This window comes from Pseudomonas cucumis (assembly GCF_030687935.1).
Lineage (GTDB): Bacteria > Pseudomonadota > Gammaproteobacteria > Pseudomonadales > Pseudomonadaceae > Aquipseudomonas > Aquipseudomonas cucumis.
The window spans coordinates 625,424-646,715 of the sequence record NZ_CP117454.1 but is presented as its reverse complement, the minus strand read 5'-3'; the positions used below and the strand labels follow the sequence as shown (position 1 = coordinate 646,715).

General features: G+C 59.7%; 20 protein-coding genes. 11 read left to right on the top strand and 9 right to left on the bottom strand.

What is annotated here, in order from left to right; genetic code table 11:
• Positions 1-83 precede the first annotated feature (83 nt).
• From urtE to ureC, 7 genes are all read left to right on the top strand, one after another.
• Positions 84-782: an urea ABC transporter ATP-binding subunit UrtE gene (urtE, locus tag PSH97_RS02795; protein WP_305448009.1), complete on the top strand. Its 699-nt coding sequence runs from the start codon at positions 84-86 to the stop codon at positions 780-782.
• Positions 783-812: 30 nt separating this feature from the next.
• Positions 813-1,652, top strand: coding sequence for an urease accessory protein UreD (locus PSH97_RS02790; RefSeq protein WP_305448008.1), 840 nt, complete (start codon positions 813-815; stop codon positions 1,650-1,652).
• A 156-nt stretch (positions 1,653-1,808) separates the two neighbouring features.
• A complete protein-coding gene (gene ureA / locus PSH97_RS02785) occupies positions 1,809-2,111 on the top strand; it encodes an urease subunit gamma (protein WP_007937143.1) in 303 nt (100 codons plus the stop codon).
• 9 nt (positions 2,112-2,120) lie between these two features.
• Positions 2,121-2,654 (top strand): GNAT family N-acetyltransferase, encoded by a 534-nt coding sequence (locus PSH97_RS02780; protein ID WP_305448007.1) that lies wholly within the window; start codon positions 2,121-2,123, stop codon positions 2,652-2,654.
• Between the two features lie 6 nt (positions 2,655-2,660).
• Entirely contained in the window at positions 2,661-3,194 is a 534-nt protein-coding gene (locus tag PSH97_RS02775; RefSeq protein WP_223483934.1) for a GNAT family N-acetyltransferase, read from the top strand.
• Positions 3,194-3,502: an urease subunit beta gene (locus PSH97_RS02770; protein WP_008011171.1), complete on the top strand. Its 309-nt coding sequence runs from the start codon at positions 3,194-3,196 to the stop codon at positions 3,500-3,502. Before PSH97_RS02775 ends, PSH97_RS02770 begins: the two co-directional genes overlap by 1 nt.
• Positions 3,503-3,628: 126 nt before the next feature.
• The gene (gene ureC, locus PSH97_RS02765) at positions 3,629-5,329 is read left to right on the top strand and encodes an urease subunit alpha (RefSeq protein ID WP_305448006.1); all 1,701 of its coding nucleotides are present in this window, start codon (positions 3,629-3,631) and stop codon (positions 5,327-5,329) included.
• 44 nt (positions 5,330-5,373) lie between these two features.
• Here ureC and PSH97_RS02760 read toward each other — a convergent pair whose 3' ends face one another.
• Positions 5,374-10,461 carry an NEL-type E3 ubiquitin ligase domain-containing protein gene (locus PSH97_RS02760; RefSeq protein ID WP_305448005.1) on the bottom strand — a complete coding sequence of 1,696 codons (5,088 nt, stop codon included), beginning with the start codon at positions 10,459-10,461 and terminating at the stop codon, positions 5,374-5,376.
• 249 nt (positions 10,462-10,710) lie between these two features.
• Here PSH97_RS02760 and PSH97_RS02755 point away from each other — a divergent pair, with 249 nt between their 5' ends.
• Entirely contained in the window at positions 10,711-11,838 is a 1,128-nt protein-coding gene (locus PSH97_RS02755) for a sensor histidine kinase (protein WP_305448004.1), read from the top strand.
• Positions 11,839-11,867: 29 nt separating this feature from the next.
• On the opposite strand, the gene PSH97_RS02750 is transcribed toward PSH97_RS02755, so the two are convergent.
• Together PSH97_RS02750 and PSH97_RS02745 are read right to left on the bottom strand one after the other, a co-directional pair.
• Positions 11,868-12,173 carry a chaperone modulator CbpM gene (locus PSH97_RS02750; RefSeq protein WP_305448003.1) on the bottom strand — a complete coding sequence of 102 codons (306 nt, stop codon included), beginning with the start codon at positions 12,171-12,173 and terminating at the stop codon, positions 11,868-11,870.
• A 24-nt stretch (positions 12,174-12,197) separates the two neighbouring features.
• A complete protein-coding gene (locus PSH97_RS02745; RefSeq protein WP_305448002.1) occupies positions 12,198-13,145 on the bottom strand; it encodes a DnaJ C-terminal domain-containing protein in 948 nt (315 codons plus the stop codon).
• A gap of 296 nt (positions 13,146-13,441) precedes the next feature.
• Here PSH97_RS02745 and PSH97_RS02740 point away from each other — a divergent pair, with 296 nt between their 5' ends.
• A complete protein-coding gene (locus tag PSH97_RS02740) occupies positions 13,442-14,716 on the top strand; it encodes an Hsp70 family protein (protein ID WP_305448001.1) in 1,275 nt (424 codons plus the stop codon).
• Between the two features lie 116 nt (positions 14,717-14,832).
• On the opposite strand, the gene PSH97_RS02735 is transcribed toward PSH97_RS02740, so the two are convergent.
• The 3 genes from PSH97_RS02735 to PSH97_RS02725 all read right to left on the bottom strand — a co-directional run bounded on the left by PSH97_RS02735 (position 14,833) and on the right by PSH97_RS02725 (position 17,179).
• The gene (locus PSH97_RS02735; RefSeq protein WP_305448000.1) at positions 14,833-15,846 is read right to left on the bottom strand and encodes an AI-2E family transporter; all 1,014 of its coding nucleotides are present in this window, start codon (positions 15,844-15,846) and stop codon (positions 14,833-14,835) included.
• A gap of 166 nt (positions 15,847-16,012) precedes the next feature.
• Positions 16,013-16,318, bottom strand: coding sequence for a PsiF family protein (locus PSH97_RS02730; RefSeq protein ID WP_305447999.1), 306 nt, complete (start codon positions 16,316-16,318; stop codon positions 16,013-16,015).
• A gap of 72 nt (positions 16,319-16,390) precedes the next feature.
• Positions 16,391-17,179, bottom strand: a complete 789-nt coding sequence (locus PSH97_RS02725) for an AraC family transcriptional regulator (RefSeq protein ID WP_305447998.1) — start codon at positions 17,177-17,179, stop codon at positions 16,391-16,393.
• A 97-nt stretch (positions 17,180-17,276) separates the two neighbouring features.
• On the opposite strand from PSH97_RS02725, the gene PSH97_RS02720 reads away from it, so the two are divergent.
• The gene (locus tag PSH97_RS02720; RefSeq protein WP_123358647.1) at positions 17,277-18,164 is read left to right on the top strand and encodes a DMT family transporter; all 888 of its coding nucleotides are present in this window, start codon (positions 17,277-17,279) and stop codon (positions 18,162-18,164) included.
• 126 nt (positions 18,165-18,290) lie between these two features.
• Here PSH97_RS02720 and PSH97_RS02715 read toward each other — a convergent pair whose 3' ends face one another.
• From PSH97_RS02715 to PSH97_RS02705, 3 genes are all read right to left on the bottom strand, one after another.
• The gene (locus PSH97_RS02715; RefSeq protein ID WP_305447997.1) at positions 18,291-19,181 is read right to left on the bottom strand and encodes an esterase/lipase family protein; all 891 of its coding nucleotides are present in this window, start codon (positions 19,179-19,181) and stop codon (positions 18,291-18,293) included.
• Positions 19,182-19,287: 106 nt separating this feature from the next.
• Positions 19,288-19,593: a DMT family transporter gene (locus PSH97_RS02710; protein WP_258619563.1), complete on the bottom strand. Its 306-nt coding sequence runs from the start codon at positions 19,591-19,593 to the stop codon at positions 19,288-19,290.
• Positions 19,594-20,232 (bottom strand): FMN-dependent NADH-azoreductase, encoded by a 639-nt coding sequence (locus tag PSH97_RS02705; protein ID WP_305447996.1) that lies wholly within the window; start codon positions 20,230-20,232, stop codon positions 19,594-19,596. It abuts the gene before it with no gap.
• 123 nt (positions 20,233-20,355) lie between these two features.
• Here PSH97_RS02705 and PSH97_RS02700 point away from each other — a divergent pair, with 123 nt between their 5' ends.
• Positions 20,356-21,267 carry a LysR substrate-binding domain-containing protein gene (locus tag PSH97_RS02700; RefSeq protein ID WP_305447995.1) on the top strand — a complete coding sequence of 304 codons (912 nt, stop codon included), beginning with the start codon at positions 20,356-20,358 and terminating at the stop codon, positions 21,265-21,267.
• Positions 21,268-21,292: the final 25 nt, after the last annotated feature.

The window sequence follows — 21,292 nt, the reverse complement described above, 5'->3', positions numbered from 1 at the left end:
AGTCCTGTGCATAGGTGACGCGGAGCGTCACGAGATGCATTTCCACGCAGAGCGTGGGAACGATCACAGGGGGAAATTTGAACATGCTGCAAGTCGACAAGCTGCACCAGTACTACGGCGGTAGTCACATCCTGCGGGGCCTGACGTTTGAGGTGAAGGTCGGCGAGGTCACCTGCCTGCTCGGACGCAATGGCGTGGGCAAGACCACCCTGCTCAAATGCCTGATGGGTTTGCTGCCGGCCAAAGAAGGTGCGGTGAATTGGGAAGGCCAACCGATCACCACGTTCAAGCCGCACCAACGGGTGCATGCCGGCATCGCTTACGTGCCCCAGGGCCGGGAAATCTTTGGCCGACTGACCGTGGAAGAAAACCTGCTGATGGGCCTGTCACGGTTTCCCGGCTCTGAAGCGAAGGAAGTCCCGGGGTTCATTTACGAACTGTTCCCGGTGCTGCTGCAAATGAAGCAACGGCGTGGCGGTGACTTGTCCGGCGGCCAGCAACAGCAACTGGCAATTGGCAGAGCACTGGCCAGTCGTCCACGGCTGCTGATTCTCGACGAACCCACCGAAGGTATTCAGCCGTCGGTGATCAAGGAAATCGGCGCGGTGATCAAGCAGCTTGCAGCGCGCGGCGACATGGCGATTTTGCTGGTGGAGCAGTTCTACGATTTCGCCGCCGAACTGGCCGATCAGTACCTGGTAATGTCCCGGGGCGAGATCGTGCAACAGGGCCGCGGCGAAAATATGGAAGCCGAGGGTGTCCGTGGACTGGTTACGATCTAACCTGCAGCCTCCTGACGATAATCAGAAATCATGAATTTACCTGCCCCTATCACGCTGTTCACCCCCTGCTGGCATGCCGAGCTGGAACTCGGCTACGCCCGTTTTGGCGAGAGCACACGCCCGGTACAGCGCCGCCACAAAGGTCCGCTGCGGGTGCAGAAGCATTTGTATGCAGAAGGCCCCGAGGTGTGTCAGCACATCATCGTCCACCCGCCCGGCGGGATTGCTGGTGGTGATCGGCTGGACATCTCGGCCAGCGTCGGTACGGGCGCCTGGGCACAAATCACCAGCCCCGGCGCCGCCAAGTGGTATCGCGCGGCGGGGCCGGCTTATCAGAAACTCGACCTGCGCGTGGCCGCTGGTGCTACGTTGGAGTGGCTGCCGCAAGAGACGATCATCTTCAGCGACGCTCAGGCGGAACTCAGCACCAGCATCGACCTTGAGGGCGATGCCCGGCTGTTCTACTGGGACGTGGTGGCGCTGGGTCGCCCGGCCAGTGGCGAGCGCTTTGACCTCGGGCATTTTCAGGCGCATCTGGATATCCGCCGTGACGGCCAGTTGCTCTGGCACGAACGTCAGCGCATTGTCGGGGGTGATGGTTTGCTGGATTCGCCGATCGGGCTGGATGGCCAACCGGTGTTTGCGACGTTGCTGGTGACGGGTGAAATCGATAGCGAACTGCTGGAGAAGTGCCGCTCGCTGGCCAATGACGTGCGCGGAGATTTGACGCAGTTGCCGGGGCTTTTGGTCGCCCGGTGTCTGGCCAGTGAAGCGCTGTTGGCACGTGGTTGGCTGATTGATTTGTGGCGATTGCTCAGGCCTGCGTTGCTGGGCCGAGAAGCTATCCCCCCAAGAATATGGAACACCTGAAATGCTTTTCTGTGGGAGCGGGCTTGCCCGCGATGGCGGTCTTACAGCCAACATCTCTATTGGATGTGATGGCCCCATCGCGGGCAAGCCCGCTCCCACAGGGGATCTGTGCAAGCAGATCCAACTCTTTTTAATCTGCCCAGATGGATTTTTACGATGGACCTGACCCCACGCGAAAAAGACAAGCTGCTGATCTTCACCGCCGGCCTCGTAGCCGAGCGGCGTTTGGCTCGCGGCGTGAAGCTCAATTACCCGGAGGCCATGGCCTATATTTCCGCGGCGCTGCTCGAAGGTGCGCGTGACGGCCAGACCGTGGCCGAACTGATGCACTACGGCACCACTCTGCTCAGCCGCGAACAAGTGATGGAAGGCATCCCGGAAATGATCCCGGAGATCCAGGTAGAGGCGACGTTTCCCGACGGCACCAAACTGGTCACCGTTCACCAACCGATCGCCTGAGGCCGCGCCATGATTTACCACATCCGCGATGCCCTGCTCGCCGATCTGCCGGCGATCCGCGACATCTACAACGACGCCGTACTCAACACCACGGCGATCTGGAACGATAAGACCGTGGACCTGGACAACCGCCAGGCCTGGTTCAGCGCCCGGCAGGCCCTGGGTTATCCGGTGCTGGTGATTGTCGACGGTGACAACAGCGTACTCGGCTACGCTTCATTCGGTGACTGGCGCCCGTTCGGCGGGTTCCGCCACACGGTCGAGCACTCGGTGTACGTGCGCAACGACCAACGTGGCAATGGCCTCGGGCCGCAACTGATGGAAGCGCTGATCGAACGCGCCAAAGGCTGTAACAAGCACGTGATGGTCGCCGCCATCGAAAGCGGTAATGGCGCCTCGATCCGGCTGCACGACCGGGCCGGTTTCGTCGTCACCGGCCAAATGCCGCAGGTGGGTACCAAGTTCGGCCGCTGGCTGGACCTGACCTTCATGCAACTGATCCTCGACCCGGGCGTTATGCCGCCCGGTTCCCACAAGGAGTGATACCCCATGAACGCCGCCCAACTGCGCCGCGTCAATGTTGAAAGCTTTGCGCACTATCGTCAGGGCTTGATTGATTTGCTGCTCGATGCCGTCGGCTATGGCGCCAGTGTCGGGTTCATGGCGGATCTGGATGCGACCCAGGCCCGAGCCTATTTCGATGAAGTCCAGGAGAACCTGAACAAAGGCAACGTGCTGCTCTGGGTGGTGGTCAAGGACGAACAGGTACAGGCCAGCGTGCAGCTGACGTTGTGTCAGAAAGCCAATGGGTTGAACCGCGCCGAAGTGCAGAAATTGCTGGTGCGTGAACATGCCCGTCGTCGCGGTCTGGGCCAACAAATGATGCATGCAGTTGAACTCGCCGCCCGCCAGCACAAACGCGGCATGCTCTACCTCGACACCGAGGCCGGCTCCCCCGCCGAAGACTTCTACAAAGCGATGGGCTACACCCGCGCCGGCGAAATTCCCGACTACGCCTGCGACCCGAACGGCCAGTACAAACCGACTGCCCTTTACTACAAGATTCTCCAAGGAGCCCATTGATGATTCCCGGTGAATACCAGATCCAGCCCGGCGACATCGAACTCAACGTTGGCCGCCGCACCCTCAGTTTGAAGGTAGCCAACAGCGGTGACCGGCCGATCCAGGTCGGCTCGCATTATCACTTCTTCGAAACCAACGACGCCCTGACCTTCGACCGCGCCGCCAGCCGCGGCATGCGCCTGAACATCCCCGCCGGCACCGCCGTGCGCTTCGAACCGGGGCAGAGCCGCGAGGTCGAGCTGGTGGACCTGGCCGGGCATCGCCGGGTGTTCGGGTTTGCCGGGCGGATCATGGGCGACCTCGACTGACTGATCGTTCCCACGCTCTGCGTGGGAATGCATCCCGTGACGCTCCGCGTCACATAACGACGGACGCAGAGCGTCCATGGCGGCATTCCCACGCAGCGCGTGGGAACGATCAATGAAGGAACTGCAATGAAGATTTCCCGTCAGGCCTACGCCGACATGTTCGGCCCCACCGTCGGTGACAAGGTCCGTCTGGCCGACACCGAACTGTGGATCGAAGTGGAAAAGGACTTCACCACCTATGGCGAAGAAGTGAAATTCGGCGGTGGCAAAGTCATTCGCGACGGTCAGGGCCAAAGTCAATTGCTGGCCGCGGAAGTGGTCGACACGTTGATCACCAACGCCCTGATCATCGACCACTGGGGCATCGTCAAAGCCGACGTTGGCCTCAAGGACGGACGCATCGCAGCCATCGGCAAGGCCGGCAACCCGGACATCCAGCCCAACGTCACCATCGCGGTCGGCGCCAGCACTGAAGTGATCGCCGGTGAGGGCATGATCCTCACCGCCGGCGGCATCGACACCCATATCCACTTTATCTGCCCGCAGCAGATCGAAGAAGCGCTGATGAGCGGCGTCACCACCATGATCGGCGGCGGCACCGGGCCGGCCACCGGTACCAACGCCACTACGTGTACCTCCGGGCCATGGCACCTGGCGCGCATGCTCCAGGCCGCCGATGCCTTCCCGATGAACATCGGCTTCACCGGCAAGGGCAACGCCAGCTTGCCGGAGCCGTTGATCGAACAGGTCAAGGCCGGCGCCATCGGCCTCAAGTTGCACGAAGACTGGGGCACTACCCCGGCGAGCATCGACAACTGCCTGAACGTCGCCGATCAATACGACGTGCAGGTGGCGATCCATACCGACACCCTCAACGAGTCGGGCTTCGTCGAAACCACCCTCGCCGCCTTCAAGGGCCGCACCATCCACACCTACCACACCGAAGGCGCGGGCGGCGGCCATGCCCCGGACATCATCAAGGCCTGCGGTTTCGCCAACGTGCTGCCGAGCTCCACCAACCCGACCCGGCCGTTCACCCGCAATACCATCGATGAACACCTCGACATGCTGATGGTCTGCCACCACCTGGACCCGAGCATTGCCGAAGACGTGGCCTTCGCCGAAAGCCGCATCCGCCGCGAAACCATCGCCGCCGAAGACATCCTTCACGACCTCGGCGCGTTCTCGATGATCAGCTCCGACAGCCAGGCCATGGGCCGCGTCGGTGAAGTCATCACGCGCACCTGGCAGACCGCCGACAAAATGAAAAAGCAGCGCGGCCCGCTGCCCGGTGATGGCGAAGGCAACGACAACTTCCGCGCCAAACGCTACATCGCCAAGTACACCATCAACCCGGCGATCACCCACGGCATCAGCCATGAAGTGGGCTCGGTGGAAGTGGGTAAATGGGCCGATCTGGTGCTCTGGCGCCCGGCGTTTTTCGGAGTCAAACCGACGTTGATTCTAAAAGGCGGTGCCATTGCGGCCAGCCTGATGGGCGACGCCAACGCTTCGATCCCGACCCCGCAACCGGTGCACTATCGCCCGATGTTTGCCAGTTACGGCGGTTCGTTGCACGCCACCAGCCTGACGTTTATCAGCCAGGCGGCGCAGGAGGCCGGCTTGCCCGAAGCGTTGGGCCTGAAAAAGAAAATCGCCGTGGTCAAAGGCTGCCGCGACGTGCAGAAAACCGACCTGATCCACAACGATTACCTGCCAGTGATTGACGTCGATCCACAAACCTATCAAGTGAAGGCGGACGGCGTGTTGCTGTGGTGTGAGCCAGCGGAAACCTTGCCGATGACCCAGCGCTATTTCTTGTTCTGAACAATGTAAGAAGCCCCGAACGCCAGACGTTCGGGGCTTGCGGGTTAACTTCCGATTTTAGTGTTCACCTTGTCCAGTCTGGCTCGGTTCAGAGCCTGTTGGGTCAAGGTTTTTTCAAGATCCTTGATGGCCTGGAACACCTCTTCATCCTCAGCGTTTTCCAGCCTCAGCTTGAGGGCATCGAATTCCTGACGATAGGTTTTTTCCATGAAGGTTTGCCAGATCGGTTGCTCAAGGATCCGCTCGGTCAGCAAGTCCCCTTCTTCCAGGGCCAGCACGCGTTGATAGGCCGCCTCGATCATCTCTTTGCTCACCTTGGAAATAGTCCGAAACTGCATGCCTCGCGCCTGCCATGGCAGATCCAGACGTTCCGCCAGATCCGTCATGTAAGCCAGATGCACCTCGACTTCATCGATGGTTCCACCTTCAGTGCCGGGGCGATAAAAGGTTTCTCCCGCCCGCAAGCGTTCAGCGACACGCTCGCGGGCAATCCTGCCCAGTTCGTCCAGACGCGCCTTGCCCCTCGCCAGTTGCAGCAACTCGGCTTCCACCAGCCCCGGATTGGCTAATCCATGGGCCTCGTGCACTAATACTTCGACGCCCATGGCGTTGAACAACTGAGTACCGCCATCAACACAATTAGTGGTGCTGGTCGCCTCGGCAAAAAGCTTTTCACGCAGTTCAGTGTTCTCGGCCATGGCCTCGAGCATGCGCCACACTTTGGCGGTGAGTTCGGTACGATAACTTTTGTCGCCGGCCCTGAAATCATAGGACTCGGTCAATCGCCGGATTTCATTGAAAAACCGCAACGAGCCATGCTCGTCTTCCACGTAGTCCCAGATTTCCTGCTTCGCATTCCACTGGGCGTTGCTCATCCCTTCTCCCCATTCGGAGCTGTCGAGTACGCCACGTGAGGGATAGGCGCGATCAGGGTCCAGACCGAGCGATTCGATGTACGTGCGCACCTGATCAAGGTTCTCGGGCGAAATCCAGCCCTCCTCCCGAGTAAAGAATGTGCGCGCCAGCAACTCCGCACGGAAGGAGCCAGGCGCCACGTCAGGAATTTGCGTGAGCCTGTTGAACTCAAGGTTCAGATAAATGTTGCGCGGGCGATTCTGGCCAAGATAACCCGTGGGCCAGGTATTAAGCTGGCAATTGTCAAGGGTAATCGCCTGCAAACCGGGCATACGACTGACATCAGGCGGCAAGCGCAACGGGTTGTTATTCAGACGCAACAGGCGCAAGCGAGTCAGTCCTCTGAGGTGGGCGATCCCCTCGCTGTCCAGGGAGATGTTGTTATCGCTGAGCACCAGATGAGTCAGCCAGCGCATGCTGCCGATCTCTTGAGGAAACGAGGTCAAACCGTTGTGCGTCATGCTCAACTGCCGCAATTGCCGGAATGGTCGCAGGAATCCAACCCGCTGATTACGCAGGCCTGCATTGTTCAGGCTTAATTCGGTGACGTGATCAAAATTGGCCGCCAGTTCAGGCATCGACGCCAAATGCCTGTCCAGAGGAAAACCATCCAGATTCAGTACCTGCGGTGCCACGATGCCTGGCGCCTCAGCGCCCGCCGGGCCGGTGCGCTGCCAGCAGCGGCGGAGCTTTGCGTAGATGTCGTTCCTGGCGCACCATTCCGAGACGCCTTCGGGTGTAAGACGCCAAGCCTGGGTAGGCTGGTTGACCCATTGGCGCATGGAGTCATTGAAGCGGTCGAACTCGGTTTCCAGCGCAGTCAGTCGCTGGTCGGCCCGCTCACCAAAATCGTTCAGCAGCGCCTGTATCTGGCTGTCGTCCAGGCCTGGATAGAGTGTTCTTGTACGAATCCGCAAAATATCCGGATCTTGCGAGCGCGCCCTGTAGGAGCGCATTCCGCCACGCAAACGCATGATCTGCGGATCGTAAGCGGGTTTACGTATCGGGTGATCCAGCAGAGTTTTCGAGAACGCGTCGTGTGACATCGGCATTTGTTTAACGGCCTGACGCAGCTGTGCCCCCTGATTGATCTCATACCCCAGCGTTTCGCGGTCGGCATCGGGCAAGGCATGCAGCAATGCTCCGTACAGATCGTCCGCTCCATGCAGATGGCCACCCTCATTGTCATAAGTGTCAAAGCGCCCGTCCTCGCGCAAAGCCAACACCTTGCGCACAGAGGCATCGAGCGGACCAACGCTGTCGCGCAGCGTACCTGTGAAAGAGAACCGGCGGACGTCAATGCGCATATCCTTTGGCCATTTCGGCCAGTTTCCCAGGGTATGGAGCGCCAGCCGGTCGGTATCAGCATTGCTCAACTCGTCTAGATAAAGGCCTTCATAGGCTCGACTCAAACGCAAGCCGAACACAGACGATCGCGCCATTTCGCGCAAGCGCAACGGGATCCGTCGGTCTCGGGTCAATTTCAACAACTCGGCTTCAGTGGCATCGTCCAGCAGGGCTTGCGCCGCGGCGTTCGACAGGTCCGGAAAATCCCGCTGCAGGAGGTTAATCCGCGCATCGCTAGTGACTTCCCGGGCCTTGTATAGCGTATCGAACAGCATTTTTTTGCTGTCTTGCGCCTTGTGGGCGAGGCGTTTTTTCAGCTCGACGATACGTGCCGAGCGTTGTTTCGGAACTTCGCTGCCGAACCAGTCCTGCAACTGCGCCTCGTTAAGGGCGTCAACCACCCGTGTCGGCAGGCGACCTTCGCAAACATCAGCCCGGGACAGGTTGAGGGTATTTTCAGGCGTAGCCATGGCCGCACCGAAACTCAGTGACGGCTGGCCCGAAGCGGCATCGGCTTCCAGCGCCAGGGCCCTGGATTCAGGCCAGCCGGGTAACTCGGCAACAAACCCGGTCACTTTCTCCGACAGTTCCTGCGGCACCTGGCCGTTCAGGATCTGCGCACTCAGCTTGTCGGCGTCCGCGTAGGCCTTGAAGCGCTTCAGCGTGTCCATGAGCAAGGGGGCCGGTGGATCATTTTCGACATGCATACGACGCAGCACGCCTTCGTCGACACCGCTGACATGTCGGACCTGATCCAGTACTTCGTCACTGATCCCATCCACTGACGGACCGAGACGCCGCAACAGCTTGCCCTTGTCCCATGCCATCGGTTCTTCGAACTCCGTGTGCCAGGCGCCGGCACCGTTGTGTTCGACGTTCAGTTGATAGGCATTCGGGCGCCTGGAATGTTGCAGTCGAGGCTGTCCGGTGAGCGGATCCTCCTTGAGCACGAATTGCTTATCCTCGAGCAACAGCATTTTGCGCCCGTCATGCTCAATGACGCCGAGATCATCGGGCGTTGCGGTTTCGGGCAGCGTCAGACGGTGCTCGTAAGGCCCATGATCGGGTTTGATCAGACGCGTTTTTCCGCTGGGCAGTTCCACCGGTTTAAGGCTGTCTATCAGGGGCGATGGTCTGATCGGTGTAGGGCCGCCGGGCAGCACATGGCCCATGAACATCAGGGCCAATTGCGCACTGTTGATCAAGAAACTGTTGATGTGCGCCGCGCCCTCTTCGACGTCCCCCTTGCTCCAGTCTTCGATACCCTCGACCAGCTCCCCCAACAATTGCGCGGCCATCAGGCCCAGCATGGCCGGCCCCAGCACGGGCACCAACATTGCGCCAACGTTGAATACGTTCCAGGCGATGTCCAGATAACCGCTCAGGCGTTTCCAGCGTGCGTTGGCGTCTTCGTCATCGGTCGGCACTGCGATCAATCGGGCATCGGCAATGGCTTTGTCACGACGCTCACGAAACAGACGGTCCCACAGTTCGTCGCTGATCAGATGAGTAACAGGGTTCGCATTAGGGTTTTCGACCGGCGTTTCTCGCCACCATGGCCCCATGTCGAGCGGTTCGCGCTGTTGCCAGGTGATGGTCTTGAGCCGTTCATTGACCCGGCTGAAAAAAATTGCCTTGTCTTTCTGTGCGACAAAACGACTGAAAAAACGCTGATAGTCACTTTCACGCAGTTGGCCGATCAGCGTTTTCATGAAGTCGGTGAGCGAGGCATATTCCTTCAGGGGATGATCCGGGTCATCCGGTACCCAGGCGATCAAATGCCCACTCAGCCGATCCTGACTGTAGATTTCGTCCTTGCGCAGCATCTCTTCCACCACGCCTTTCGGGCCGTTGGCGAAAAAGGCCTTGAGCATGCCAAAGGTATCGAAGCGATTGGGTAGCGATGCAGTTACCCGTTGTGAGAACTCAAGCCAAGGCTTGAGTGCTTCGGGCGCCAGGCCATCAACGGCCTTTTTGACAGCCGCTGGTTCGGCCACCGCGCTGAACAACACAACGCCGGTCATCCGGCATCCCATTATCGACAAACGATGACTTTGCAGCGGACGGTCATTCCATTGGATGTCAGGCTTGCCGTCGATCAGTGCGCCGATCGTTGTGTAACCGTGCAGGCCGATATCGCCCTTGAGATACGCCATCATCGACGCCAGTCTGAGGGCCGCTTTGTCACTGGCGATCGAACGCTCCTTGAGCAGGCGAGCGGCGTTGGCATTTGCGGGAGCGAGCAATGACTTGATGTGGGTCTGGTATTGCCCGCCAATGTCGAGGCGGCGGCACAACGCCGCAATTTTTTGCGGGGTGATGACCTTGATCTCATGCAGGCCGCCACGAAAGTCCTTGCGCAACACCGCGGAGCCGCTGCGAAACGCACCCTCGCGGGTTTCATCCTCTTCGAAGTTGTGCAGCGCCGCTTCGAGCAGCGTGGAGGAACGGATGATGCTGGCCTGGTTATCGATGACACCGGCGATTTTTTTCGGCACATACAAGCGTAATTGCAGGTCATTCGGATCGCCATGCTCGTTGAAGTTCGAGAGCAGCAGGGTTTTGAGCAATGGCTCGGCAAAGGCCTTGATATCGTGTTGCAAATCGCCGAGCAATTCGTCCAGCGGCCCTTGCAGGCGCCAGCGCTCGTCGACGAGCTGCTTGAGATGGTCACGATCCACCGGTCGGGCTTTCAGATACCAATCAGGAAATACCGGCTGCATCTGCGCCACAGATAGAAGTCTGGTCTGTGGCGCCTCGGTGATTGCCTTGGGGATCAACGGTTTTATTCGCGGGTAGTGCACCCCTTTTTCGTCCTTTTGGGCCGGACTTGATGGCACGTTTGGATTGCTTCCTTGCAATTCAGGCATGTCTTGAACACCTTCAAACCAATGGATGGAGTCCTATGGTTACGCGCTGACCCAGTGAACAAAAGCGCAAAAAGTTGTTGATTTACCACGCAAAAAAGGCGCCACGCAGTCGAAATCCAGAAGCTGAAAATAACTATCTACCGCACCCCACAATCCAGAATCTGCGTGCACCATCGAAGTGGTGTTCCATCCCAAAGGAGCTACTATGCTTAACGCTGTTTTGCATTTATCGCGCAGGAAAAACGGGTAATGGGACTTTCTGAATTTATCGTGGCAAACGTCGGCCGCGTGGTCGACGAGTGGGAGTCTTTCGCCCGAACCATTGCTCCGGAGCCGGTTGCCATGGATAGAACGCTGCTGCGCGACCATGCCAGGGCGATTCTGCTGGCCGCCGCCCGCGACATGACACTGCCCCAGACCAGCCGTGAGCAGGCCGCCAAGGCCAAGGGCGATGGTCCGGACAAAAATCCGGCGCTGGATCAGGCCAGCGCCAGCCATGGCGAATTGCGCCACAATACCGGCTTCGATCTGGTGCAGATGACCGCCGAATTCCGCCATTTGCGTGCCTGTGTGATTCGTTTGTGGGTCGACAGCCTGACGACACCGGATCTGGCCCAGTTGCAGGAAATGATCCGTTTCAACGAAGCCATCGACGAAGCGCTGGCCGAATCCACGGCGGCCTACGCCGAACAGGTCAATCGCTCGCGGGATATCTTTCTCGCGATCCTCGGCCATGACCTGCGAGCACCGCTGCAAGCGGTGAGCATGTCCACCGAAATACTGATGCGCAAAACGAACCTTGAGGGTGACGCATTGACCTGTGCACTTCACATCAAGCGTGGCACTCGCCACATGGCGGTGATGGTCGGCGATTTGCTGGAGCTGGTCCGCAGTCGCCTGGGCAAGAGCCTGCCGATCGAACCGACGCCCATGGATCTGGCCGATGCGGTGCGTGAAGCGATTGAGCAGGCCTGTGCCGCTCATCCGCTATGCGATCCGACATTGAGCGTCGAAGGCGACACCCAAGGTGTGTGGGATGGCCGAAGGCTCGATCAGATGCTGCAGAACCTGATCGGCAATGCCTTGCAACACGGCTCGAACAACAGCGCGGTCAAACTGGCCCTCAAGGGCGAAGCTGACAGTGTTCGGCTTACGGTACACAACGACGGTGCGCCGATTCCAGCCGAGGCGATCGGCGCGATCTTCGACCCACTGGTACGCAGTGCCGACGAAGAACTCGGCGGGCCGACCACCAGCCTTGGCCTGGGACTGTTCATCGTCAAGGAAGTGGTCAAGGCCCATCAAGGGACGATTGAAGTCAGCTCCAATGAGACCGACGGCACGTTGTTTACCGTGGTGTTGCCCAGGAAGGTGTGACCCCCCCTCGCCACAGGTAGTGTTTACAGCTACTCGACCACCAACCGCCCCAACCGCTGCTTGAGCATGCGGTTCTCGGCCCGCAGTTGCTGGACCTCTTCGAGCAGATCCAGCGCCAGGGCGACGCCTTCCCATTCCAGCTCCAGGTCGCGCCGCAGCTTGGCGGCGCGCTTGGCCAATGTCAGTTCATAGTCGGTGAAACGCCAATCCTTGGGCTGTGCTCCCTGAGGTTCGAGGATGCCGTGTTCGACGATCTCGATCACGTGCACGTCCGACAGTTCGGTCGCCTCGCAGAATTCTGCCAGGTCCAATAGAACGATCACGGGGTCGCTCATGATTGGCTACTCCTTATCTCAAAATCAAAAGTTCTCTCGCGGATCGAAAGCGGCTTTTTTCGCCAGCTCCTCCCACAATTCTTTGACGTCATGGTCGAGTTTTTTCGGCATCACCGCCTTGAGCTGCACGAACAGGTAGCCTCGGTGACCCGCCTTGTGCATCAGGCCGTGGCCCTTGGCGCGCATGCGCTGGCCGTTCTGGCTGCCGGCCGGAATCTTGAGGTTGATCTTGCCGGTCAGGGTCGGTACCGCGACTTCGGTCCCCAGCGCCAGTTCCCACGGTGCCAGCGGCAAGGTGATGATCAGGTTCTCGCCTTCGACGTCGAATTTGGGGTGCGGCGCAAAACGGATGGTCAGGTACAGGTCGCCATTGGCCCCGCCACCGATGCCCGGAGCACCCTGGCCCTTGAGGCGGATGCGCTCGCCGTCGGTCACGCCGGCAGGAATCTTCACGTTCAGGCTTTTGCTGGTGTTGCTGACATGCTGGCCGGCAGCGTTGTAATGCGGCACCTGGAAGCTGACTTTCTTCGATTCGGTCGAGAGGGTTTCTTCCAGAAAAACCGGTAATTCCATTTCCACGTCTTGCCCTCGACGCCCGGCGCTATGGCTCGACCGTCCACCACCACCGAAACCCGGACCACGGTTGCCGAAGATCGAACTGAAAAAGTCAGAGAAATCGCCCGTGTCCTGGCCACCACCACCGAAACCACCGCGGCTCTGCCAACCCGGTGGGCCCTGAAAGGGCTGACCGTGGTGGCCGTATTTACGCAAGTCGTCATATTCGGCGCGCTTGTCGGCGCTTTTCAGCGCTTCATAGGCTTCCGACGCGTCCTTGAACTTGGCCTCGGCGTCCTTTTCCTTGCTGACATCGGGGTGGTATTTGCGTGCCAGCTTTCGATAGGCGGCCTTGATCGCCTTATCGTCCGCGGTCGGCTCCACACCGAGAATCTTGTAATAGTCTTTGAAGTCCATCGAGGGAATCACCATCCATTATCGAAATCGCGCAGCCAGGCACAGCATGCTCTTGTTTGCAGCATTTGGATTGACCAATCTCAACTTTGTGACCGGGCAGCGCATCAGAAGTTTATCGGCAGCAGGCGTGGTTCTTGCAGACGCCCTGAGGGCTGCCAAGCCTATGCAGGCAAGTTTGGGGGTAATTGGCCATCTTTCAAGCGCTGATCACTGCGATTTAACGGATAGTCGGCCTTCGAATCTTCGCCGCACTGACATACACTGCGCGGCCGTTTTTTAACCGGAACTTGAAAGACATGAAAAACGCATCTCCAGCCCGTGCCTGTGGTATCGACTTCGGCACGTCCAACTCCACCGTCGGCTGGCTGCGCCCCGGCATGGAAACGCTGATCGCGCTGGAGGACGACAAGATCACCCTGCCCTCGGTGGTCTTCTTCAATATGGAAGAACGCCGCCCGGTGTACGGCCGGCTGGCGCTGCACGAGTATCTGGAAGGCTACGAAGGCCGGCTGATGCGCTCGCTCAAGAGCCTGCTGGGCTCCAAACTGATCAAGCACGACACCAGCGTCCTCGGCACGGCGATGCCGTTCAAGGACCTGCTCGGGCTGTTCATCGGCCAGTTGAAAAAGCGTGCCGAAACCGCCGCCGGTCGGGAGTTCGAAGAAGTGGTGCTGGGCCGTCCGGTGTTTTTCGTCGATGACGATGAAATGGCCGACCAAGAAGCGGAAAACACCCTGGTGGATGTAGCCCGCGCCATCGGCTTCAAGGACGTCTCGTTCCAGTACGAGCCGATTGCGGCGGCGTTCGACTACGAGTCGACCATTGAAAAAGAAGAGCTGGTACTGATTGTGGACATCGGCGGCGGTACGTCCGACTTCTCCCTGGTGCGCCTGTCCCCTGAGCGCCGCAATCACGATAACCGTCACGACGATATTCTCGCCACCGGTGGCGTGCACATCGGCGGGACCGATTTCGACAAGCAGCTGAGCCTGCAAGGCTTGATGCCGCTGTTTGGCTACGGCAGCCGGATGAAGAGCGGCGCCTATATGCCGACCAGCCACCACATGAACCTGGCGACCTGGCACACCATCAACTCGGTGTACTCGCAGAAGTCGACCCTGGCCCTGGGCAGCATGCGTTACGACATCGAGGACACCGGCGGCATCGATCGCCTGTTCAAGCTGATCGACCAGCGCGCCGGGCATTGGCTGGCCATGGAAGTGGAAGAAACCAAGATCCAGCTGACCCACGCCGACAGCCGCCATGTGCCGCTGGATCGGATCGAACCGGGTTTGAGCGTGGAACTGAGCCGGGCACTGTTCGAATCGGCCATCGACAACCTGCTGGAGCGGGTGCGCAACAGCGTGACCCAGTTGCTGAACGACGCCAACGTGCGGGTCGATCAGGTGGACACCGTGTTCTTCACCGGCGGTTCGAGCGGGATTCCGGCACTGCGCAATAGCGTCTCGGCGATGCTGCCGAATGCGCAGCACGTGGAAGGCAACATCTTTGGCAGTATCGGCAGCGGGTTGGCGATCGAGGCGATGAAACGCTACGGCACCCTCGCCTGATCCAAAACCGAGGCGCCCCCATCGCGGGCAAGCCCGCTCCCACAGGTCATGCGCTATCCTTGTGGGAGCGGGCTTGCCCGCGATAGCGTCAGATCAGGCAATGCATATCGGCCTGATCAAACCATCCCCACCTGCTTCAACTCACTCTTCAGATACGCGTAATAAATCGGCCCCGCCACCACCCCCGGCAGGCCGAACGCGGCTTCGAACACCAGCATTGCCAGCAGCAACTCCCACGATTTGGCACTGATCTGCCCGCCGACGATGCGCGCGTTGAGGAAGTATTCGAGCTTGTGGATAACAATCAGGTAACCCAGCGCCGCCACCGCCACCCAGATCGACAGCGACAAGCCGACGATGGTGATCAAGGTGTTCGACATCAGGTTGCCGATCACCGGCAATAAGCCGAGCAGGAAGGTCAGCACGATCAGGGTTTTGGTCAGCGGCAGCTTGATCCCGAACATCGGCAGGACCACCGCGAGGAAGATTCCGGTGAAGAAGGTGTTGAGCAGGGAAATCTTGATCTGGGCGAAAACGATGTTGCGAAACGCCTGGACCAACAGGTGCAAACGGTCGAACAGTGCCGCGGCCAAAGGCTTGCGCTTGGTCACATCCGGCACTCGCTGCAAGGCGATGATCGCCCCCAGCACCATGCCGATCAGCAGCGTCACGAACATGTGCGCTGCGTCCTTGCCCACCAGTTGCAAGTCACTGAGGTGCTTGCTCATCCACTGGCCGATGGCCACGCGAAACTCGGCGGCACTGGCCGGCAAGTAAGCGTCGATGAACGGCGGCAACTGCCCGCGCGCGCGGTCGACCACGACCATGAATTTATCGAGAGAAGCGCCGGGGTTTTCCGCCTCGTGCAGCAGAAAACTGATCGCACCGGCAAAGATCAGCGCCAGCACGCTGACCACTAATGTCCCCAGCAACGCCACCGCCAGCCAGCGCGCACGACGGCCTTCGATCAGCCGCTGCAATTGCGGCGTGAGCATGTTGACCAGTTCGAACACCAACAACCCGGCCAGCAAGCTGGGCAACAATCGCAGAGGGAGCACCAGCAGCAAACCACCAAAAATGATGACCCAGCTGATAAGCAACAAAACCTGACGTTGAGAAAACGCTGACATACAGCCTCAAAACGAACGACGTAAAAGGATTGGCAGTCTGCCAGCGTTCCGGCGCCGAAGCGAGCGAACACGAACCTGTGGGAGCGAGCCTGCTCGCGATAGCGTCACCGCGGTCGTTCGTGATACTGAGTCGCCTGCATCGCGAGCAGGCTCGCTCCCACAATGCTTATTTTTTCTTCAGGCATTCGCTCATGAAGGCTTTGCGCGCATCGCCCTTGAGCGCCTGGGTCGTGGCGTCGGCATTACAGGTTTTCATCTTTTCTTGTTGAGGGGTCATGGGCTTGGCGGCATCGGCGGCCGGCGCGGCTTTGAGGCAGGTGCTCATGAAGGCTTTGCGCTCGTCGCCCTTGAGGCTTTTGGCGGTAGCGTCGGCATTGCAGGTGGTCATTTTGTTCTGTTGGGCAGTGGCGGCGAAACCCTGGGAGCAGAGCAGCAAACCGATCATCAACAACGGGGCACGCAACATCTTCATGGAGTCTTCTCCTTGTTACCGCACCGATGGATGCGGCCTTGTTTCGGAGTGTAGACAAAGCCTGTTACACGTTCACCTGCTATCGAGGTGGCTGCGTCGATATTGCTCAGGCGTGCACCCGGCCTGACGCTGAAACATCGCGATAAAGGCCGAGCCAGTGCTGTAGCCCATGTCGAAGGCGATTTCCTGAATGCTGCGCTGGCTGTCCAGGGCCTCGATCGCCGCCAGAAACCGCAACCGTTGCCGCCACTCACCGAAACTCATGCCCAACTCGCGGACAAACTGCCGGGCCAACGTGCGCTCACTGACGTGAATGTGCGCGGCCCAGTGCGCCAATGGCCGGTTATCCCCAGGTTCGGCCTGCAAGGCTTCCAGGATTGCGAGCAGCCCGGGACTGCTGGCGTAGGGCAAGTAACACTCATGCATCGGCGCCTGTTGCAGTTGGTCCACCAGCACTTGAGCCAGACGCTTGTCTGCATCGTGCTCGGGAATTTTCACATCGCGGGCGGCGAAGTCTTTCAGGATCGCCTTGAGAATGTCGCTGATCGCCAGGGTGCAGGCCTGCTGCGGCAGATCACGACACAGCGTCGGCGCGAGGCAGACCGCGCGATAGTTGATCGGCTGATTGCTATAGAAACTGTGCTCGGTCCCGGGCGGCACCCACACCGCGTATTGCGGCGGCGACATGAAGCGGCGGCTGCCGATTTCCATGTGCAGGACCCCATTGGCCGAATACTCGAGGGTGCCCCAAGGATGATGGTGGGCCGAGGCGTATTCATGGGTGTTGAAGTCGGCATAACGGAAATAGACCGGGGCCGGCAGCTCGCTGAAATCCAGCAGATCAATGTGTTTGCTATTCATGCTGTCCGGAATCAGAGGCAGGTTGTCTGGATCGAAGTATAGGCGTTGATCCAGACAAGCGGATAATCACCCTTCATTAACGTTCTGGTTTTCCCCGATGCAATACGCTTATCCCCTGCTGGCCATCTTCATTTGGGCCGGCAACACCGTGATCAACAAACTCGCGGTGGGTGCGATCTTTCCCGCCGAAATCGGTTTCTACCGCTGGCTGCTGGCCGCACTGCTGTTCACACCTTTCATGCTTAAACCGGTGATCGCCCACTGGCCGTTGATCCGCCCGAATCTGGGCAGGATTTTCATCCTCGGGGTGCTTGGCATGGCGGTTTATCAAAGCCTGGCTTACTTCGCTGCGACGCTGACTTCGGCCACCAACATGGGGATCATTTTGTCGCTGATGCCCTTGATGTCGCTGGCCATGGCGATTGTCAGCCTCGGCCAACGCCTGACCGCTGGCGCACTGGCTGGCGCGGTGTTGTCGTTTGCGGGTGTCTTGGTGGTGGTGTCGTCCGGCAGCCTTGGTGCGTTGCTGGAGCACGGGGTTAACCTGGGTGACGCGATGATGCTGATCGCCACGCTGGCGTATGCGATTTACAGCACCCTGCTGAAAAAATGGCAGCTGCGTTTGCCGCCGCTGGTGTTGCTGTATTTGCAGGTGTTGGTCGCGGTGGTGGTGCTGTTTCCGCTGTTCCTCGCCTCACCGAAAATCGGCCCGACCCTGCAGAACATTCCGCTGGTGCTCTACGCCTGCCTGCTGGCCTCGATGCTTGCGCCGCTGGCGTGGATGCAGGCCGTGGTGCGCCTGGGGCCAAGCCGGACCACGCTGTTTTTCAATTTGCTGCCGTTGATTACGGCGCTGATTGCGGCGGTGGTGCTGCATGAGCAGTTGGCGCTGTATCACCTGGTGGGTGGGGTATTGACGTTGGGTGGGGTGATTTTGTCGGAGCGCTGGACCACCGTGCTGGGCCGTAAGATCAGCGCTGCCTGATATGACGCTTTCGCGGGCAAGCCACGCTCCCACAGGTTTGGTGTCGTGCTCATTGCCGACGTCCGACACAAAACCTGTGGGAGCGAGGCTTGCCCGCGAAGAACGATAACGCGGTCTCACTGCCGTTCACACACCGACGGCCTTCAACCTCGCTGCATGCTCGACAAACAACCGCACCGGCTCTGCGCCCTTGCCCACCAACCCCAGCGATTGGTTGACGATATCAAAGTGATCCATCGGGTATTCATCACCGATCACCGTCCCCAAATGCGAGCTGTAACGCCCGACCATCCCGTCGCAATGCCCCGCCTCACGCACGAAAGTCCTGGCAAACAACCGGCAACTGCGATTGGTCCCGTCGAACAGGTTGCACCCGCGATCGGTCTTGCCCGGCTGTAACGTCCCGGACCAGGAGTAATAACGCACGCCATTGACCACTTCCGGACCATGCCCGCCCCAAGTGTCAGGCAGCCCCTGGGGGTAACGCTGATTGAACAGCGCCACGCCCGCCGTGGTCAGGGATTGGTGCGAAGCCGGGATATCCACCGGCAGTCTCGGCCCGCGATAGCCGGTTTCCAGCAGGCACATCAACGCGCTGATCAGCCACAGTAAAAAGCTCAGCAGCCGGCCCTTGGCGCTGTCAGCCGGATAATGGGTGTGCAGATGGTCTGCCAGCTCCGAGCCGTGATTCGGCCCGGCCACCGAGGTCACCGAAGCCACCTGGTCCGGGCGTTTAGCCGCGGCGTAACGGGCGGTTAGCGAGCCCTGGCTGTGGCCGATCAGATTGACTTTCTCGGCCCCCGTTTCGCGCAAAATTTCCTCAATCCGCGCCAGCAATTGCTCGCCGCGCACCTCGGTGGAATTAAGCGGCGAGACCTGCACCGCAATCACGGTCGCCCCATCCCGGCGCAATGCCGAAATGATTCCGAACCAATAGGGATAAAGCAGCAGACGGATAAACCCGAGCATCCCCGGGACCAGCACCAACGGGTAACGCGTGGCGGAGCCTTGCGACATGGATGAACATCCTTGTGATCGGTGAGATGAAGCAAGGCAGGATGCAAGGTATCAGCCAAGCATCGCCACCCAAGATGACAACTCAACGACCAGTCTATGACATCGCTTACTTCAACCCCACCACACCCGCCACAATCAGCCCGACCGACACCAGCTTGAGCGCAGTCAGGCTTTCGCCGAGCAGCGCAAAACCGAGAAACACTGTGCCCAGTGAACCGATGGCGGTCCAGATCGGGTACGCAATACTCACCGGTAATTCGCGCATGGCCAGGGTCAAGAAGTAAATCCCGCCCACTGCGGCCACCACCGTCATCACCGAAGGCCAGAGCCGGGTGAAGCCTTCGGCATACTTCATGCCCATGGCGAAGGTGACCTCGAACCCGGCGGCGATCAGCAAGAACAGCCAGGCCACCTAGAACTCCCTGGCCAGTGCCAGCAAACGCTGCTCGGCCTCAGCCACGGACACCTGGAAGGTGCGCTCGGCGGACTCTTCGCCCTCGGCGGCGACCACGGTGACGTCGGTGATGCCGATAAACCCCAGTGCCGTACGCAGCAATGGATCGGCATGGTTCATCGCCTCAAGTTCACCGCCGGGGCCGAAACCGAACCCGCCGCGACTGGTGACGATCAATGCCTTCTTGCCCTGCACCAGCGGTTCATACTGAGCGATGCCGTTGTCCAGGGTGTGATTGAACGTCAGCCCGAGCCGCACAATCTGGTCGATCCAGGCCTTCAGGCCGCTGGGCACGCTGAAGTTGTACATTGGCGTGGAAATCACCAACAGATCATGACCGAGCAACTCCCCCACCAATTCATCGCTGAGTGCCAGGTCGGCCTGCATCGACAGCGGTCGCGCTTCAGGTTCTGGATGGAAAGCGGCCGCCACAAACGCTTCGTTAACGGCCGGAATCAATGCCCGACCGACTTCTCGACGGGTCAATTGCGACTGCGGGTTGCGGACCTGCCAGGCGCTAAGAAACACCTCGGCCAAACGCCGCGAATGTGAACGGTCGCCACGGGGGCTGGCGTGAATGGCAAGAATTCTGCTCATCTTAATCTCCTTTGAGAGCTAAACTGAAACGGCTTGTGCGTGCAGCTTGAAGCGCGTGACTGCCTCTCTTCAAATGAACAAAAATCAGTCTGGATGAATCCATTTCATCCATGGAGTTCTAAAATGTTTGCCTCGTTGCCGCTGACCGCCCTGCGCGCCTTCGAATCCGCCTCACGCCTGTTGAGTTTCAAGGCCGCCGCCGAAGAGCTCTCCGTGACGCCGACGGCGGTCTCGCACCAGATCCGCTCCCTGGAAAACTGGCTCGGCGTGCCGTTGTTCGAACGACTGCCACGCCAGGTGCGCCTCACCGAGTGCGGCGAACGGTTGTTTCGCAGTCTGCATGGCGCCCTGCTCGAAGTGGCGCAAAGCGTCGATACCTTACGCCCGCAACGTAGCGGCACGAACCTGACGATTTCCACCACCGCCGCGTTCGCAGCCCTTTGGCTGGTGCCACGGCTGGGACGGTTTTACGCCCGCCATCCGAACATCAGCCTGCGGCTGGACACTCACTGCGAAGTCATCGACCTGCATCAGGACGCCAGCGTCGATCTGGTGGTGCGTTACAGCCTCGACGATTACCCGAACCTTTATGGTTTGTGCCTGTTCGACGAATTCTTCGGGGTCTATGGCTCGCCTGAACAAGTGGCCCTGGCGGCCAGTCGGGTACCGACCCTGATCAGCGTGCGCTGGCACAACTCCAAGCTGTACGCCCATGGCTGGGAGGCCTGGTGCGCGCAGTCCGGCGAAACCTGGCTGGCTGCGCAACCGGTGGTGCGTGAATACGACGAGGAGCATTACGCCCTGCAAGCCGCCATCGCCGGGCAAGGCCTGGTGCTGGCGAGCAATATTCTGGTGTCGGAGAGTGTGGCCAGCGGCTTGCTGTTGCCTTATCGGGGTGACATTCAAGTCGATGGGGCCGGATACAGCGCGCTGTGCGTACCGGGCCGTGAACGGCATCCGCCGGTGCGGGCGTTTTTTGCGTGGTTGCAAGAGGAGGCGTTGCTGTCAGGGCATGCGCTGATACCAGTCAGTTAAGCGCAATCCCTGTGGTAGCGGGCTT